General features: G+C 67.3%; 15 protein-coding genes. 10 read left to right on the top strand and 5 right to left on the bottom strand.

What is annotated here, in order from left to right; genetic code table 11:
• Nucleotides 1–58 precede the first annotated feature (58 nt).
• The 7 genes from glnP to WT53_RS21960 all read left to right on the top strand — a co-directional run bounded on the left by glnP (nucleotide 59) and on the right by WT53_RS21960 (nucleotide 6,524).
• Entirely contained in the window at nucleotides 59–715 is a 657-nt protein-coding gene (gene glnP, locus WT53_RS21990) for a glutamine ABC transporter permease GlnP (protein ID WP_060261452.1), read from the top strand.
• Nucleotides 712–1,440, top strand: a complete 729-nt coding sequence (gene glnQ / locus WT53_RS21985; protein WP_060261449.1) for a glutamine ABC transporter ATP-binding protein GlnQ — start codon at nucleotides 712–714, stop codon at nucleotides 1,438–1,440. Before glnP ends, glnQ begins: the two co-directional genes overlap by 4 nt.
• Before the next feature lie 20 nt (nucleotides 1,441–1,460).
• Complete coding sequence (locus WT53_RS21980) at nucleotides 1,461–2,510, top strand: C45 family peptidase (RefSeq protein WP_060261446.1); 1,050 nt, start codon at nucleotides 1,461–1,463, stop codon at nucleotides 2,508–2,510.
• A gap of 15 nt (nucleotides 2,511–2,525) precedes the next feature.
• Nucleotides 2,526–3,860, top strand: coding sequence for an aspartate aminotransferase family protein (locus WT53_RS21975; RefSeq protein WP_060261443.1), 1,335 nt, complete (start codon nucleotides 2,526–2,528; stop codon nucleotides 3,858–3,860).
• 25 nt (nucleotides 3,861–3,885) lie between these two features.
• Nucleotides 3,886–4,440: a carboxymuconolactone decarboxylase family protein gene (locus WT53_RS21970; RefSeq protein ID WP_059822665.1), complete on the top strand. Its 555-nt coding sequence runs from the start codon at nucleotides 3,886–3,888 to the stop codon at nucleotides 4,438–4,440.
• A 208-nt stretch (nucleotides 4,441–4,648) separates the two neighbouring features.
• Nucleotides 4,649–5,548 carry a lipid A hydroxylase LpxO gene (gene lpxO / locus WT53_RS21965; RefSeq protein ID WP_059822663.1) on the top strand — a complete coding sequence of 300 codons (900 nt, stop codon included), beginning with the start codon at nucleotides 4,649–4,651 and terminating at the stop codon, nucleotides 5,546–5,548.
• A gap of 178 nt (nucleotides 5,549–5,726) precedes the next feature.
• On the top strand, nucleotides 5,727–6,524 hold the full coding sequence (locus WT53_RS21960) for a hypothetical protein (protein WP_060261439.1): 798 nt from the start codon (nucleotides 5,727–5,729) through the stop codon (nucleotides 6,522–6,524).
• Nucleotides 6,525–6,619: 95 nt separating this feature from the next.
• Here the strand turns inward: WT53_RS21960 and ahpF are convergent, their stop codons facing one another.
• The 4 genes from ahpF to WT53_RS21940 all read right to left on the bottom strand — a co-directional run bounded on the left by ahpF (nucleotide 6,620) and on the right by WT53_RS21940 (nucleotide 10,273).
• Nucleotides 6,620–8,218, bottom strand: a complete 1,599-nt coding sequence (gene ahpF, locus WT53_RS21955) for an alkyl hydroperoxide reductase subunit F (RefSeq protein WP_059783859.1) — start codon at nucleotides 8,216–8,218, stop codon at nucleotides 6,620–6,622.
• A 119-nt stretch (nucleotides 8,219–8,337) separates the two neighbouring features.
• A complete protein-coding gene (ahpC, locus tag WT53_RS21950) occupies nucleotides 8,338–8,901 on the bottom strand; it encodes an alkyl hydroperoxide reductase subunit C (RefSeq protein ID WP_034179823.1) in 564 nt (187 codons plus the stop codon).
• Between the two features lie 136 nt (nucleotides 8,902–9,037).
• A complete protein-coding gene (locus WT53_RS21945; RefSeq protein ID WP_059783857.1) occupies nucleotides 9,038–9,247 on the bottom strand; it encodes a CopG family transcriptional regulator in 210 nt (69 codons plus the stop codon).
• Nucleotides 9,248–9,376: 129 nt separating this feature from the next.
• The gene (locus tag WT53_RS21940; protein WP_060261436.1) at nucleotides 9,377–10,273 is read right to left on the bottom strand and encodes a LysR substrate-binding domain-containing protein; all 897 of its coding nucleotides are present in this window, start codon (nucleotides 10,271–10,273) and stop codon (nucleotides 9,377–9,379) included.
• Nucleotides 10,274–10,452: 179 nt separating this feature from the next.
• Here WT53_RS21940 and WT53_RS21935 point away from each other — a divergent pair, with 179 nt between their 5' ends.
• From WT53_RS21935 to WT53_RS21925, 3 genes are read left to right on the top strand one after another with little or no spacing between them, the layout of a single operon-like run.
• Complete coding sequence (locus WT53_RS21935; RefSeq protein WP_060261433.1) at nucleotides 10,453–11,619, top strand: branched-chain amino acid ABC transporter substrate-binding protein; 1,167 nt, start codon at nucleotides 10,453–10,455, stop codon at nucleotides 11,617–11,619.
• 25 nt (nucleotides 11,620–11,644) lie between these two features.
• Nucleotides 11,645–12,169 (top strand): L-2-amino-thiazoline-4-carboxylic acid hydrolase, encoded by a 525-nt coding sequence (locus WT53_RS21930; protein WP_060261429.1) that lies wholly within the window; start codon nucleotides 11,645–11,647, stop codon nucleotides 12,167–12,169.
• Nucleotides 12,162–13,412 carry a Zn-dependent hydrolase gene (locus WT53_RS21925; RefSeq protein ID WP_060262114.1) on the top strand — a complete coding sequence of 417 codons (1,251 nt, stop codon included), beginning with the start codon at nucleotides 12,162–12,164 and terminating at the stop codon, nucleotides 13,410–13,412. The genes WT53_RS21930 and WT53_RS21925 overlap by 8 nt, the downstream gene beginning before the upstream one ends.
• A gap of 29 nt (nucleotides 13,413–13,441) precedes the next feature.
• Here WT53_RS21925 and WT53_RS21920 read toward each other — a convergent pair whose 3' ends face one another.
• Nucleotides 13,442–14,278 carry a cytochrome c gene (locus WT53_RS21920; protein ID WP_060261426.1) on the bottom strand — a complete coding sequence of 279 codons (837 nt, stop codon included), beginning with the start codon at nucleotides 14,276–14,278 and terminating at the stop codon, nucleotides 13,442–13,444.
• Nucleotides 14,279–14,337 lie beyond the last annotated feature (59 nt).

Below are 14,337 nucleotides of genomic sequence, written 5' to 3'. Positions count from 1 at the left end.
GCGCATCGGCGCGCGGCCCCGGGGCCGCGCGGGTCTTGAATCGAACGGGGAGCGACAAGTGAATTTCGATTGGTCGGCGATCTGGGCGGCGTTGCCGGACCTGATGGACGGGGTCCGGTTGACGGTGTTCATCGCATTTTTCGGGCTGGTGGGCGGCTTCGTCGTCGGGATGATCGCGGGCATGTTCCGCGCATACGGACCGAAGGCGATGAACGTGCTCGCACAGGTCTATATTGAATTGATTCGCGGCACGCCGATCGTCGTGCAGGTGATGTTCCTGTATTTCGCACTGCCGCTGCTCGCGCATATCCGCATCGACGGCCTGACGGCCGCGATCATCGCGATCACGGTGAATTCCGGCGCGTATCTCGCGGAAGTGGTGCGCGGCGCGCTGCTGTCGATCCCGAAGGGGCTGACGGAAGCGGGGCTCGCGATGGGGCTGTCGATGCCGCGCGTGCTGTTGAAGATCGTCGGGCCGCTGGCGTTCCGGCGGCTGATTCCGCCGCTCGGCAACCAGTGCATCGTGAGCCTGAAGGACACGTCGCTGTTCATCGTGATCGGCGTGGGCGAGCTGACGCGCAAGGGGCAGGAAATCATCGCGGGCAATTTCCAGGCGGTCGAGATCTGGAGTGCGGTCGCAATCATCTATCTGATACTGACCGGTGCGATGACGCTGACGCTTCGGCTCGTCGAAAAGCGGATGAAAATCTTATGAGCATGATCGAATTCCAGAACGTGTCGAAGAGCTTCGGCCATGTGCCGGTGCTGAAGAACATCGACCTGAAGATCGACGCGGGCGAGGTGGTCGTCGTGGTCGGCCCGTCGGGCTCGGGCAAATCGACGATGCTGCGCTGTATCAACGCACTCGAGAAAATCACCGGCGGCGAGCTGCTGGTCGACGGCCAGAGCGTGCGCGGCAACGCGGCGACGATTCGCAACATCCGGCTCGAAGCCGGCATGGTGTTCCAGCAGTTCAACCTGTTTCCGCAAATGACCGCGCTCGAGAACGTGATGTTCGGGCCGATGCAGGTGCGCGGCGCGTCGCGCGCCAACGCGCGCGACCAGGCGATGGCGCTGCTCGACAAGGTCGGCCTCGAATCGCGCGCGAATCATTACCCGTCGGAGCTGTCGGGCGGCCAGCAGCAGCGCGTCGCGATCGCGCGTGCGCTCGCGATCCGGCCGCGACTGATGCTGTTCGACGAGCCGACGTCGGCGCTCGATCCGGAATTGCGCCACGAAGTGCTGAAAGTGATGCAGGATCTCGCGACCGAGGGGATGACGATGATCGTCGTCACTCACGAGATCGGCTTCGCGAAGCGGGTCGGCACGCGGTTGCTGTTCATGGATCAGGGCGGCATTGCCGAGGACGGCCATCCGGCCGACCTGATCGACCGGCCGCCGACGCCGCGCCTGAAGGAATTCCTGAAGCACGTATCCTGAACGAAACCGAAACACCCGACATGCCGCTTTCCCTTTCACCCGTCATCGCCGGCACGCCGTTCGACATCGGCGCGCGCCTCGGCGAGCTTGCGCGCCCCGTGTTCGATCCGTACATGCAGCAGAGCAGCGCATGGCAGGCCGTGCGCCGCTGGCGCGGCCATCCGTTCGTCGCTGCGCTGCGGCAGGCCGCGCTGGCCGCGTACCCCGACCTCGTCGCGGAACTGGACGGGATCGCGGCGGGCGTCGGCTGGCCGGCCGAGGACATTTTTCTGTGGAATTGCCGCGGCGAGCTGATTCACAACGCGCCGGACGGCTGCACGACGCTCGCCGCGCGCGGCGCGGACGGCGCGCGCTGGATCGCGCACAACGAGGACGGCGATCCATACCTGCGCGAACGTTGCCTGCTCGTCGACGTGCAACCCGCCGGCAAGCCCGGATTCGTCAGTTTCTATTACCCCGGTTCGCTGCCGGGGCATACGTTCGCCGCGAACCGCGCCGGCATCGCGCAGGCGATCAACAACCTGCGGATCCGCACGCCGGCGCCGGGCGTGCCGCGCATGATCCTCGCGCGCGCCGTGCTCGACGCGACGTCGCTCGACGCGGCCGCCGACGTGCTGCGCGCGCATGCGCGCGCGAGCGGCTTTCATCACACGCTCGGTTCGACCGGCGATGCGCGGCTGCTGAGCATCGAGGCGAGCGTCGCGCGCTGTTCGGTCGTCGACGTCGCACGGCTTGCAGGCCATGCGAATCATCTGGTGCATCCCGGTTGCGATGCGGAAGCGCAGATCGTCACGCAATCGTCCGGCGATCGCCAGCAGCGCGTCGACGCGCTCACGCGCGACATCGACGCGATCGACGAAGCCGCGCTGCTGCGCGTGCTTGGCGATCGTGCGCCGGAAGGACTGCCGATCTATCGCGACGATCCGGCCGACCCCGACGACGAAAACACGCTGGCGACCGCGGTGTTCGCGATTCGCGACACCGCGATCGACTTCACCGTTCATCAACACGGCACGCAGCGCTTCGCGACGCGCATCGTGCCGTCCGGACGCGCACACCGCGCATCCTGATCCATGAGGCCACGCATGACGACCGTTTTCCATCGCGCCCCGCGCGCCACCTTGCCCGTTGCCGTCGCAGGCGACGGCATCGAGATCATCGATTCGACCGGCAAACGCTATATCGACGCGTGCGGCGGGGCGGCCGTATCGTGTCTCGGCCACAGCAACCCGCGCGTGATCGACGCGATCAAGCGGCAGGTGCAGCAACTGCCGTACGCGCATACGTCGTTCTTCACGACGGACGTGGCCGAGGAACTGGCCGACCGGCTCGTCGATGCCGCGCCGGCCGGGCTCGAGCACGTGTACTTCGTGTCGGGCGGCTCCGAGGCGATCGAGGCCGCGCTGAAGCTCGCGCGCCAGTATTTCGTCGAGAAGGGCGAGTCGCAGCGGCGCCATTTCATCGCCCGCCGCCAGAGCTATCACGGCAACACGCTCGGCGCGCTCGCGATCGGCGGCAACGCGTGGCGGCGCGAGCCGTTCCTGCCGCTGCTGATCGAGGCGCATCACGTGAGCCCGTGCTATGCGTACCGCGACCAGTTGGCGGGCGAAACCGACGAAGCGTATGCGCAGCGCCTCGCGGACGAGCTCGAACGCAAGATCGTCGAACTCGGCGCGGAAAACGTCGCGGCGTTCGTCGCGGAAACGGTGGTGGGCGCCACGGCCGGCGCGGTGCCGCCGGTGCGTACCTACCTGAAGAAGATTCGCGCGGTGTGCGACAAGTACGGCGTGCTGCTGATTCTCGACGAGATCATGTCGGGGATGGGGCGCACGGGCTACCTGTATGCGTGCGACGAAGACGGAGTCGCGCCCGATCTGCTGACGATCGCGAAAGGGCTCGGCGCGGGCTACCAGCCGATCGGCGCGACGCTGGTGAGCGACCGCATCTACCGGACGATCGTCGACGGCTCGGGCTTCTTCCAGCACGGTCATACCTACCTCGGCCATGCGACGGCGTGCGCGGCGGCGCTCGAAGTGCAGCGCGTGATCGCGGAAGAGAAACTGCTCGACAACGTGAAGGCGCGCGGCGAGCAGTTGCGTGCGTCGTTGCGCGAGCACTACGGCGCGCATCCGCATGTCGGCGACGTGCGTGGCCGCGGGCTGTTCGTCGGCGTCGAGCTCGTGCGCGATCGCGACACCAAGGCCACGTTCGATCCCGCGCTGAAGCTGCATGCGGCGGTCAAGCGCGAAGCGATGCAGCGCGGGTTGATGGTGTATCCGATGGGTGGCACGATCGACGGCGTGCACGGCGATCACATCCTGGTCGCGCCGCCGTTCGTCTGCACCGCGCAGCAGATCGACACGATCGTCGAACGGCTGTCCGGCGCGATCGGCGCGGCGCTCGCGTCGGCCGGCGCATGAACCTCGATCTCGGCGAATTCCGACCATGACGAACAGACTCCCTCCTTTCGATCCCGCATCGGCCACCGACGAACAGAAGGCCGTGCTCGCCGACATCCTCAGCGGCCCGCGCGGCAACCTGAACGGGCCGTTCCTCGGCTGGATCGCGAGCCCCGAACTGGCCCAGCACGCGCAGAAGCTCGGCGCGTTCTGCCGCTACCGCACGGGGCTGCCGCTGCGCCTGTCGGAGCTCGCGATTCTCGTGACGGCCGCGCGTTGGCGCTCGCAGGCCGAGTGGCACATCCATCATCCGATCGCGCTCGATGCCGGCTTGCCGGCGGCAACCGCCGACGCGATCCGGCTTGGCGTCGCGCCGCCCTTCGAATCGGACGACGACGCGCTGATCCATGCGTTCGCCACCGAGCTGTACGACACGCGCCGCGTGAGCGATGCGACGTTCGCACGTGCCGAGGCGCGCTTCGGCCACGAGACCGTGGTGAACCTCGTCGCGCTGCTCGGCTATTACGCGCTCGTCGCGATGACGCTCAACACGTTCGGTATGCGCGCAGACGGACAAACTGATTTGCCGTTTCCGGAATAATCGCCGCCGGCGCGTGCGTCGGCGGCATGCCGCGTGCGCGTGAAGATTGCCCGAAAAGCCCGTCAACGCGGGCTTTTCGGCGTTTGAGTCTCGGTCGACCGACGTTCGCGGCGTGTCGTCCCGCTGCCCGTCGTTCCGCCTGCGCGTCGATGCAGGAAATTTTCCCCGTCTTTAGAATTTCGCCAAAAGAACCACGGGGGAAATATCGATGCGCTGGGTCCTGCTGATCGTGTTCATTGCGTGTGTCGTGTACACGCATCGGCGCGGCAAGGTTCGGCACCGGTTGTTCAGGCAACTATCCGACCACTCGACCTTTACCGCACCGCTGAACTGCTTTTCGTACGCGTTCTCGTCGGTGCCGACCACGCCGTTTCTCGACACGGATCGCTTTCCGGAGCTGGCGGTGCTGCAGCGCGAATGGCGCACGTTTCGGCGCGAAGCGCTCGCGTTGCGCGACGCGAGCCGGATCAAGGCGTCCGGCGAGTACAACGACATCGGCTTCAATTCGTTCTTTCGCCACGGCTGGAAGCGCTTCTACCTGAAGTGGTACGACGCGCCGCATCCGTCCGCGCAGGCGTTGTGCCCGCGCTCAGTCGAGATCCTGTCGCGGATTCCGTCGATCAAGGCGGCGATGTTCGCGCAGTTGCCGCCGGGCGGCAAGCTCGGGCTGCATCGCGATCCGTATGCGGGCTCGCTGCGCTACCACCTCGGGCTCGATACGCCGAACGACGACGCGTGCCGGATCGTCGTCGACGGCGAGTCGTATGCATGGCGCGACGGCGAAGCCGTGATGTTCGACGAAACGTACCTGCACTGGGCCGAAAACCGCACCGCGCACGATCGCGTGATCCTGTTCTGCGACATCGATCGCCCGATGAAATATCGCTGGGCGCAGCGCGTCAACGATGCATTCGGGCAACTGCTGATGCGCGCGGCGGCGTCGCCGAACGAAACCGGCGATCGCACGGGCGGGCTCAATCGTGCGTTCAGGTACCTGTATGCGATTCGCCGCGCCGGCAAGCGATTGAAGGCGTGGAATCGCACCGTGTATTACGTCGTCAAGTGGCTGCTGTTCGGCGGGATCGCGGTCGCGATCTTTTGCATCTGACGCATCTGACGGGCGAAGGAGGGCGGTATTTTTCTCGTCCGACGATAGTGCGGCGCGGCATCGCCGGGGGGCGACGGCGCGCCACCGTGATCAATGCAACCAAATGTATTCATACGGGATCAACGGACGTCGGCCGCGTATCATGGCTTGTTCACGTGGATATGATCGGTGAGCAAGCATGACAAGTACCCGTAAAACCATGATGATCGCCGGCGGGCTTCTGGTGGCCGCGGCCGGCTCCGCGTACGTGATGCTCCTGCGCGCGGATCACCGTGCGATCGAAGATGCCGGCATCGGCGATTCGTCCGCGCCGGTTGCCGCGGCGCCCGCGGGCAACGATCACGCGGTGCAGGGCGCGATCGCGCCGCCGGCACCGGCCGCCGCGACGACGCCGAAACTGGCGGCTGCCGCGCCACCTCCGTCCGCGCCCACACCCGCGCCGGCCGCCCCCGCGCGCGTCGGTGCTGCGCCGGCGATTCCGGTCGTCAGCGACAAGCCGCAACCGGTAACGAAGCCGGTCGCACCGCCGCCGAAGGTCCACGTCGTGACGGTCGACGAGCAGGATTCGACCCCATCGGCGCAGGTCCCGGCTTCGCCTCCGGCCCCCGCCCCGGGCCCGGCCGCCAAACGCGCTCAGTCAGCTGCGCCCGCGCAGGTCACGCAACGCGCGCCGCGCAAGCGCGACGGCCTCGAACGCCACGCCGCCGCCGCGCCGCCGGTCGTGACGAAATCCGAAACGCCGGAGACGGCCGCGCTCGTCAGGGAATCGGCGAAGCTCGACCCGTCGTTGCCGCCGCCGTCGATGTCGCCGGTATCCTCGATGCCGGCGAGCACCGGTTCGTACCGGCAGGGCGGTTCGTCGTCCGGCGCGAATCCGGTGGCGGCCGCGATGACCGAGCAACTGGTCAGGCAGTCGAGCAGTTTCAAGTCGACGGCGCCTGCGCCGGCGGACGGCGGCCCGACCGCGACCAAGTAAGCGCGATCGGCGTCGGCATAAAAAGGACCCCGCACGCCGACCAAGGCATGCGGGGCCAAGAGAGACAAACTTTGATGTCGTCGGGCTGACGCGCGTCAGGCGGCGACCGCTTCTTCGGCCTGCGGCTGAGCGGTTGCCGCCGGCGCCACGTCCTGGCGGATCAGGTGATCGAACGCGCCGAGCGACGCCTTCGCACCTTCGCCGACCGCGATCACGATCTGCTTGAACGGCACCGTCGTCACGTCGCCGGCCGCGAACACGCCCGGCACCGACGTCGCGCCGCGCGCATCGACGACGATCTCGCCGTGCTTCGACAGCTCGACCGTGCCCTTCAGCCATTCGGTGTTCGGCACGAGTCCGATCTGCACGAACACGCCTTCGAGTTCGATGCGCTGCGTGTCGCCCGAGCGCAGATCCTTGTAGACGAGCCCATTCAGCTTGCTGCCGTCGCCGGTCAGTTCGGTCGTCTGCGCCTGCGTGACGATCGTCACGTTCGGCAGGCTGCGCAGCTTGCGTTGCAGCACTTCGTCCGCGCGCAGTTGCGCACCGAATTCGATCAGCGTGACGTCCTTCACGATGCCCGCGAGGTCGATCGCGGCTTCGACGCCCGAGTTGCCGCCGCCGACCACCGCGACGCGCTTGCCCTTGAACAGCGGGCCGTCGCAGTGCGGGCAGTACGCGACCCCGCGGTTGCGGTATTCGCGCTCGCCGGGCACGTTGATTTCGCGCCAGCGTGCGCCGGTCGCGAGGACGATCGTCTTCGCCTTCAGCACCGCGCCGTTCGCGAGGCGGATCTGGTGCACGTCGCCCGGAATCAGCGCGTCGGCGCGCTGCACGTCCATGATGTCGACGTCGTACTGCTTCACGTGCTGTTCGAGTGCGGTCGCGAACTTCGGCCCTTCGGTTTCCTGTACCGACACGAAATTCTCGATCGCCATCGTGTCCAGCACCTGGCCGCCGAAACGCTCGGCGACCACGCCCGTCGCGATGCCCTTGCGTGCCGAGTAGATCGCCGCGGCCGCGCCTGCCGGGCCGCCGCCGACGATCAGCGTGTCGAACACCGGCTTGTTTTGGAGCGACTTCGCCGCGCGTTCGCCGGCGCCCGTATCGAGCTTCGCGAGGATTTCCTTCACGCTGCTGCGGCCCTGGCCGAACGACGCGCCGTTCAGGAACATCGTCGGCACGGCCATGATCTGGCGCGACTCGACTTCATCCTGGAACAGCGCACCGTCGATCGCGACGTGGCGGATGCGCGGGTTGATCAGCGACATCACGTTCAGCGCCTGCACGACTTCCGGGCAGTTCTGGCACGACAGCGAGAAATACGTTTCGAATGCGTAGTCGCCGTCGAGCGCGCGAATCTGTTCGATCACGTCGTCGTCGAGCTTGATCGGATGGCCGCCCGTCTGCAGCAGCGCGAGGACGAGCGACGTGAATTCATGGCCCATCGGAATGCCGGCGAAACGGATGCCGGCCGGCTTGCCGGGCTCGCCGATCGAGAACGACGGCTTGCGCTCGGCGTCGTCGCGGCGTTCGATCACGGTCACGCGATCCGTCAGCGACGCAATCTCGGTCAGCAGCGCCAGCAGTTCCTGCGATTTCGCGCCGTCGTCGAGCGAGGCGACGAGTTCGATCGGGCGCGTGATTTTTTCGAGGTATGCTTTGAGTTGGTTCTTGAGATTGGCGTCGAGCATGGCGTTTCGGATTCCGTATTGATAATTCTGGTCGGGCACGTCGTGCCGGAGGAGGGCGCGGGCCGCGCGATGCGGCGGCCCGCCGTCGCGCGCCTCGTGCGAGGCGCGCGGCGCGATCGTCAGATCTTACCGATCAGGTCGAGCGACGGGGTCAGCGTTTCCGCGCCCGGCGTCCACTTGGCCGGGCACACTTCACCCGGGTGCGCCGCGATGTATTGCGCCGCCTGGACCTTGCGCAGCAGTTCGCCTGCATCGCGGCCGATACCGTTGTCGTGGATTTCGCACAGCTTGATCTCGCCTTCCGGGTTGATCACGAACGTGCCGCGCAGCGCCATCCCTTCTTCCTCGATCAGCACGTCGAAGTTGCGCGACAGCGTGAGCGTCGGGTCGCCGATCATCGGGTACTTGATCTTGCCGATCGTGTCCGACGTGTCGTGCCATGCCTTGTGCGTGAAGTGCGTGTCGGTCGACACGCCGTAGATTTCGACACCCAGCTTCTGGAATTCCGCGTAGCGGTCGGCGAGGTCGCCCAGCTCGGTCGGGCAGACGAACGTGAAGTCGGCCGGGTAGAACACGACGACGGACCACTTGCCCTTGAAGTTCTCTTCCGAAACGGGCACGAATTCGCCGTTGTGGTAAGCGGTTGCCTTGAACGGCTTGATTTGGGTGTTGATGATCGGCATCTGGACAATTCCTTTTCGTCAGGGGTGAGTGGAGTGTTGCCAGTATCCGGGTTCACCCTGAAGTTGTGAAATTGCTTGTTTCAATCCGCGGCATCGGGATTTTCTATCTGCTTCCGGCCCTTGATTGCATGGGCTTTCACCACGCCGAGCGCAGTCTCTCCAGATCGACGACCGCGCGGCCCTTCCATAGACCGAACACATCGTCAGCAAGTGTCATCGCGTGCTGCGCGAGATACGCATCGATTGCATCGCGGATGATCTCGGCCGGGGAACTGCCATTGATCGCCGCGATGATGGTCAGTGCCGCATGCCGGTCATCCGACAGATCGACGGGAACTCTGGTCATTGCAACCTCCGTTATACGACCCGCCCATCCTGACTGTCCCGCAAGAAAAGGGCAAGGTCGCGGCATGTCCGGATGTGAGTGCCGCTTTCCTGACGAGCCGGCCGACAGCGTAGCGGCGGCCCGGCCTGCTCAAATCCCCGCCATCTTCCGCAACCACGCCGCCAGCCGTTGCGCCCCGTCCGGCAGGTCCGCGTCCTCGCGCGTGCACAGGTAGTAGTCGCGCCCGTCGTCGAGCGCGCGATCGAACAGTTGCACGAGTTCGCCGTTCGCCAGTTCGCGCTGGACCAGCGGCGCGCGCAGCAACGCGGCGCCGAGATCCGCGCGGGCGGCGCTCAGCGTGAGCTGGCCATCCTCGAACATCGGTCCCACCGCGTGCGATACGTGCCGCACGCCGGCGCCCTGCAGCCAGTTGACCCACGTGCTGCGATCCTCGTCGTGCACGAGCGGTGCGCGCGCGAGATCGGCCGGCGTGCGGAACGGCCCGTGACGCTTCAGGAACGACGGGCTGCACATCGGCACCATCGCGCCCGGCAGCAGCCGCTCGCAGCGGTAGCCGGGCCAGTCGCCGGTGCCGAAGCGGATCGACAGGTCCGACGCATCGCTTCGGTAGTTGCGGTGATGCGCGTACAGCACCGTGACGTCGACATCGGTGTTGTCGGCCAGGAACGCGTGGAGCCGGGGAATGAACCAGCCGATGCCGAGCAGCGGAATCAGGCTGACGGTGATCTGTCGCAGCGACGAACGGTCGCGCACGAAACGCGTCGCGCTGCGCAGCACCGAGAACGCCGCGCTGATCGACCGGTAGTAGTCGCGCCCCTCGTCGGTCAGCACGAGCAGCCGGCCTTCGCGTACCGTCAGCGGCGTCTGGATGAACGCTTCGAGCAGTTGCAGCTGATGGCTGACCGCCGACGGCGTGATGTCGAGTTCGCCCGCCGCCGCGGTGACCGAGCCCAGACGCGCAAATGCTTCGAACGCACGCACCGCGCGCAGCGGCGGATCGTGCGGCAATTGTTCGATATTTTTCATGTATCGAATTTTATCGAAAAGTCAGGGTAAGCGACAACACGAAAATATCCTGTATTTACATGGATGTGCGCTAATGTGTCGGGAACGGCATAAGCATCCAACAATTGGGTATTTGGGGCTTGGGTGTCGAATATTTAATATTTTTCATGTTTTTTTGATTCGACGGATCGCCCCCGCACATGAAAATCGCTTTCCTCTCCGCCAGCGTCGCCTTCTCGGCGGCCGCCCTGGTCGCCTCCGTTCCCGCGTTCGCCCAGTCCGCTCCACGGACGGTCCTGATCGGTCTCGCCGCGCCGCTCACCGGCCCGTCCGCACGGATCGGCAAGGATCTGCAGAACGGCGCGCAACTCGCGATCGACGACGCGAACGCGAAGCATCCGACCATCGGCGGCCAGCCGGTCGTCTACAAGCTCGTCGCGGCCGACGACCAGTCCGACCCGCGCACGGCCGTCGCGGTCGCGCAGCAACTCGTCGACCAGCACGTGATCGGCGTCGTCGGTCACTGGAACACGGGCTGCAGCGTGCCGGCGTCGCGCGTGTACCGCGACGCGGGCATCCCGCAGATCGCGCCGGCCTCCACCGGCCATCAATACACGCAGCAGGGCTACGCGACGGCGTTCCGCATCATGGGGCACGACGATGCGGGCGGCAACTTCACCGGTGCGTATGCGGTGAAGACGCTGAAGGCGAAGCGCATCGCGGTGATCGACGATCGCACGTCGTTTGGCGCGGGGCTGGCCGACCAGTTCATCAAGGGCGTGCAGGCGAACGGCGGCACGATCGTCGACCGTCAGTACGTGAACGACAAGACGACCGACTTCAGCGGCGTGCTGACCGCGCTCAAGGGCAAGCGCGCGGATCTCGTGTTCTTCGGTGGCCTCGACGCGCAAGCCGCGCCGATCGCGCGCCGGATGCGCCAGCTCGGCGTGAACGCGCCGCTGCTCGGTGCGGGCGGCTTCGTGAGCCAGACCTTCCTGTCGCTCGCCGGCAAGGACGGCGACGGCGTGACGGCGCTCGAGCCCGGCCTGCCGCTCGACCGGATGCCGGGCGGCAAGGCGTTCGACACGCAATACCAGGCCCGCTTTCACGCGCCGATCGAACTGCATGCGCCGTTCGCGTACGACGCCGCCGCGACGCTGATCGCGGCCGCGCAGAAGGCCGGCACGACCCAGCCGGCGAAGCTGGTCGCGGCCGTGCGCGCGATCGAGCGGCCCGGCGTGACGGGGCGCATCGCGTTCGACGCCGAAGGCAACCTGAAGGACCCGGCCTTCACGATCTACCAGGTGCGCGGCGGCAAGTGGGCCGTCGTCGACGTGCTCGGCGGCTCGCGTACCGCAGCCAAGTAACAGCAAAACGACCAGGACGATCCCCATGACCGAAGCGAACCCGACATCCGCCGCCGCACCCGAGGACCCGCGCCTCGGCATCCTCGCGCGGCGCCGCATCGAAGCGGAAATCATCAAGCCGATCTACGAGATCATGAAGCGCGAGTTCGGCGCCGAGCGCGCGCAGGCCGTGATCGCGGAAGCCGTGCGCGGCGCGGCCGTCGACGCGGGCCGTACGTTCGCCGCGCAGGAGCCGCACGGCACGAGCGTGAAGTCGTTCATCGCGCTGCAGGTGCTGTGGGAGAAGGACGATGCGCTCGACGTCGAAGTCCGGCGCGCGGACGACACGCACTACGACTACGACGTGCATCGCTGCAGCTACGCGGAGATGTATCACGCGATGGGGCTCGGCGAGATCGGGCACCTGCTGAGCTGTGCGCGCGACAGCCATTTCATCCAGGGCTATGCGCCGGACATCGCGCTCACGCGCACGAGCACGATCATGCAGGGCGGCCGGCGCTGCGACTTCCGCTATGCGCTGCAAAGCGCGCCGGAGCACGGCGATGCGTGACGCCACCGTGACCCTGCCGCGCGTCGACGGCGAGCGTCTGTGGGCATCGCTCGAACGGATGGCGCAGATCGGCGCGACGCCGAAGGGCGGCGTTTGCCGTCTCGCGCTGACCGATCTCGACCGCGAGTCGCGCGATCTGTTCGTGCAGTGGGCGCGCGACGCCGGCTGCACGGTGCGCGTCGACCGGATGGGCAACGTGTTCGCGCGCCGCGCGGGCCGCAATCCCGACGCCGCACCGGTGATGACGGGCTCGCACGCCGATTCGCAGCCGACCGGCGGCCGCTACGACGGCATCTACGGCGTGCTCGGCGGCCTCGAAGTCGTGCGCGCGCTGAACGACGCGGGGATCGAGACCGAGCGCCCGGTCGACGTCGTGATCTGGACCAACGAGGAAGGCTCGCGCTTCGCGCCGGCGATGGTGTCGGCCGGCGTGTTCTCGGGCGTCTATACGCTCGGATACGGGCTGTCGCGCACCGACGGCGCCGGCCGGACGATCGGCGAGGAGCTCGAACGGATCGGCTACGCGGGCACGGAGCCGGTCGGCGGCTATCCGGTGCACGCGGCGTACGAACTGCATATCGAGCAGGGCGCGATTCTCGAGCGGGCCGGCAAGACGATCGGCGTCGTGACCGCCGGGCAGGGGCAGCGCTGGTACGAGGCGACGCTCACCGGTGTCGACGCGCACGCGGGCACGACGCCGATGGCGTTCCGTCGCGACGCGCTGGTCGGCGCGGCGCGGATGATCTCGTTCGTCGAAGTGCTCGGGCGCCGCTACGCACCGGATGCGCGCGCAACGGTCGGGATGATCGAAGCGCGGCCGAATTCGCGCAACACGGTGCCGGGAGGCTGCTTCTTCACGGTCGAATTCCGTCACCCCGACGATGCGGTGCTCGACGAACTCGACGCGGCGCTGCGCGCGGAGCTCGCGCGCGTGGCCGACGAAACCGGCCTCGGCGCGCAGATCGAGCAGATTTTCACGTACGCGCCGATACCGTTCGCGCCGCGCTGCGTCGACACGGTGCGCGACGCGGCCCGTGCGCTCGGGCTGTCGCACATGGACATCGTGTCCGGCGCGGGCCATGACGCGTGCTATGTCGCGCGTGTCGCGCCGACCGGCATGATCTTCGTGCCGTGCGTCGACGGGCTCAGCCACAACGAGGCCGAAGCGATTACGCCGGAATGGGCGACGGCCGGCGCCGACGTGCTGTTGCACGCGGTGCTGAAGAGCGCGCAGGAAGCGTAATCGCGACGGGTGGGTAACCGGCGCGCGGCTTACTTGCCGGCCTTGCGGCGCGCCATGTATCCCAGATACGCGACGATCTCGTCGAGCTCTCGGTCGCTCAACTGATCGGGCGGAAACGCCGGCATGCTGCGGCCCGGCCAGTCACGCACCGACGCCGGGTTGCGGATGTAGCGGCGCAGCGCGGCAGGCTGGAAATAGTCGACCGGGTTCATCGGCGCGTTCAGATCCGGGCCGGCGTGGCTGCTGCCCGCGCCGTCGATGCGGTGACACGCGAGACATTGCGTGACGAACAGGTGCTGGCCCGCACGCGCCGGGTCGTTCGCCGGCAACGCGGGATCGACGGCGAGCGACGGCCAGCGCGCGAGCGGCGACGATTCGATCGCGATGCGAACGATCTGGTATGGCCACTGCTCGCCGCGCACCGACGACGCGTCCGGCCCGAGCCAGACGAGATAGAACGGCCCCGCACTGACCTGCTTGCCGGGCAGCTTCGGCCACGGACGGGCCGGATCCTCGATCGCGAGCCACGGAATCGCGCCGGCCGGCGCGCGGCGGCGCACGAGATCGAGCGGCAGTTGCGCGGCGAAACCGTCGGCCGCGCGCGTTTCGAGCACGCCGGCGGCCGGCAGCGGCGTGTCGCCGAGCAGCGCGGCGAACGGCACCGCGCGGAACGTCATCGGTCGGCCGTACGCGATGTCGCGCGGCACGTGGATGTCGGTCGCGTCCGGACGCGCGAGCAACGTCTGTCGGGTGAGGGCGCGGGCGGTGCCGTCGGTGTCGAGTTCGAGCGTGGACTGGGCCGACGCGCGTTGCCCGAGCAGGCAAACCGTCAGCAGCACAAGCGAAAACCACTGGCGCTTCAGCATTCGTTCTCCGGGAAGGGGCGTTCCGGCGGCGGCAGGAGGCGGGACGCCGCGGCCGATGG

The organism is Burkholderia sp. MSMB2157WGS, from assembly GCF_001532755.1.
Classification (GTDB): Bacteria; Pseudomonadota; Gammaproteobacteria; order Burkholderiales; family Burkholderiaceae; genus Burkholderia.
The sequence above is the reverse complement of the archived record's forward strand: the minus strand, read 5'-3'. Positions and strand labels throughout refer to the sequence as shown.

Coding starts and splice junctions, on each gene's coding strand:
- glnQ (WP_060261449.1), top strand. CDS start 712: ATGAGCATGATCGAATTCCAGAACGTGTCGAAGAGCTTCGGCCATGTG.
- WT53_RS21980 (WP_060261446.1), top strand. CDS start 1,461: ATGCCGCTTTCCCTTTCACCCGTCATCGCCGGCACGCCGTTCGACATC.
- WT53_RS21975 (WP_060261443.1), top strand. CDS start 2,526: ATGACGACCGTTTTCCATCGCGCCCCGCGCGCCACCTTGCCCGTTGCC.
- WT53_RS21970 (WP_059822665.1), top strand. CDS start 3,886: ATGACGAACAGACTCCCTCCTTTCGATCCCGCATCGGCCACCGACGAA.
- lpxO (WP_059822663.1), top strand. CDS start 4,649: ATGCGCTGGGTCCTGCTGATCGTGTTCATTGCGTGTGTCGTGTACACG.
- WT53_RS21960 (WP_060261439.1), top strand. CDS start 5,727: ATGACAAGTACCCGTAAAACCATGATGATCGCCGGCGGGCTTCTGGTG.
- ahpF (WP_059783859.1), bottom strand. CDS start 8,218: ATGCTCGACGCCAATCTCAAGAACCAACTCAAAGCATACCTCGAAAAA.
- ahpC (WP_034179823.1), bottom strand. CDS start 8,901: ATGCCGATCATCAACACCCAAATCAAGCCGTTCAAGGCAACCGCTTAC.
- WT53_RS21945 (WP_059783857.1), bottom strand. CDS start 9,247: ATGACCAGAGTTCCCGTCGATCTGTCGGATGACCGGCATGCGGCACTG.
- WT53_RS21940 (WP_060261436.1), bottom strand. CDS start 10,273: ATGAAAAATATCGAACAATTGCCGCACGATCCGCCGCTGCGCGCGGTG.
- WT53_RS21935 (WP_060261433.1), top strand. CDS start 10,453: ATGAAAATCGCTTTCCTCTCCGCCAGCGTCGCCTTCTCGGCGGCCGCC.
- WT53_RS21930 (WP_060261429.1), top strand. CDS start 11,645: ATGACCGAAGCGAACCCGACATCCGCCGCCGCACCCGAGGACCCGCGC.
- WT53_RS21925 (WP_060262114.1), top strand. CDS start 12,162: ATGCGTGACGCCACCGTGACCCTGCCGCGCGTCGACGGCGAGCGTCTG.
- WT53_RS21920 (WP_060261426.1), bottom strand. CDS start 14,278: ATGCTGAAGCGCCAGTGGTTTTCGCTTGTGCTGCTGACGGTTTGCCTG.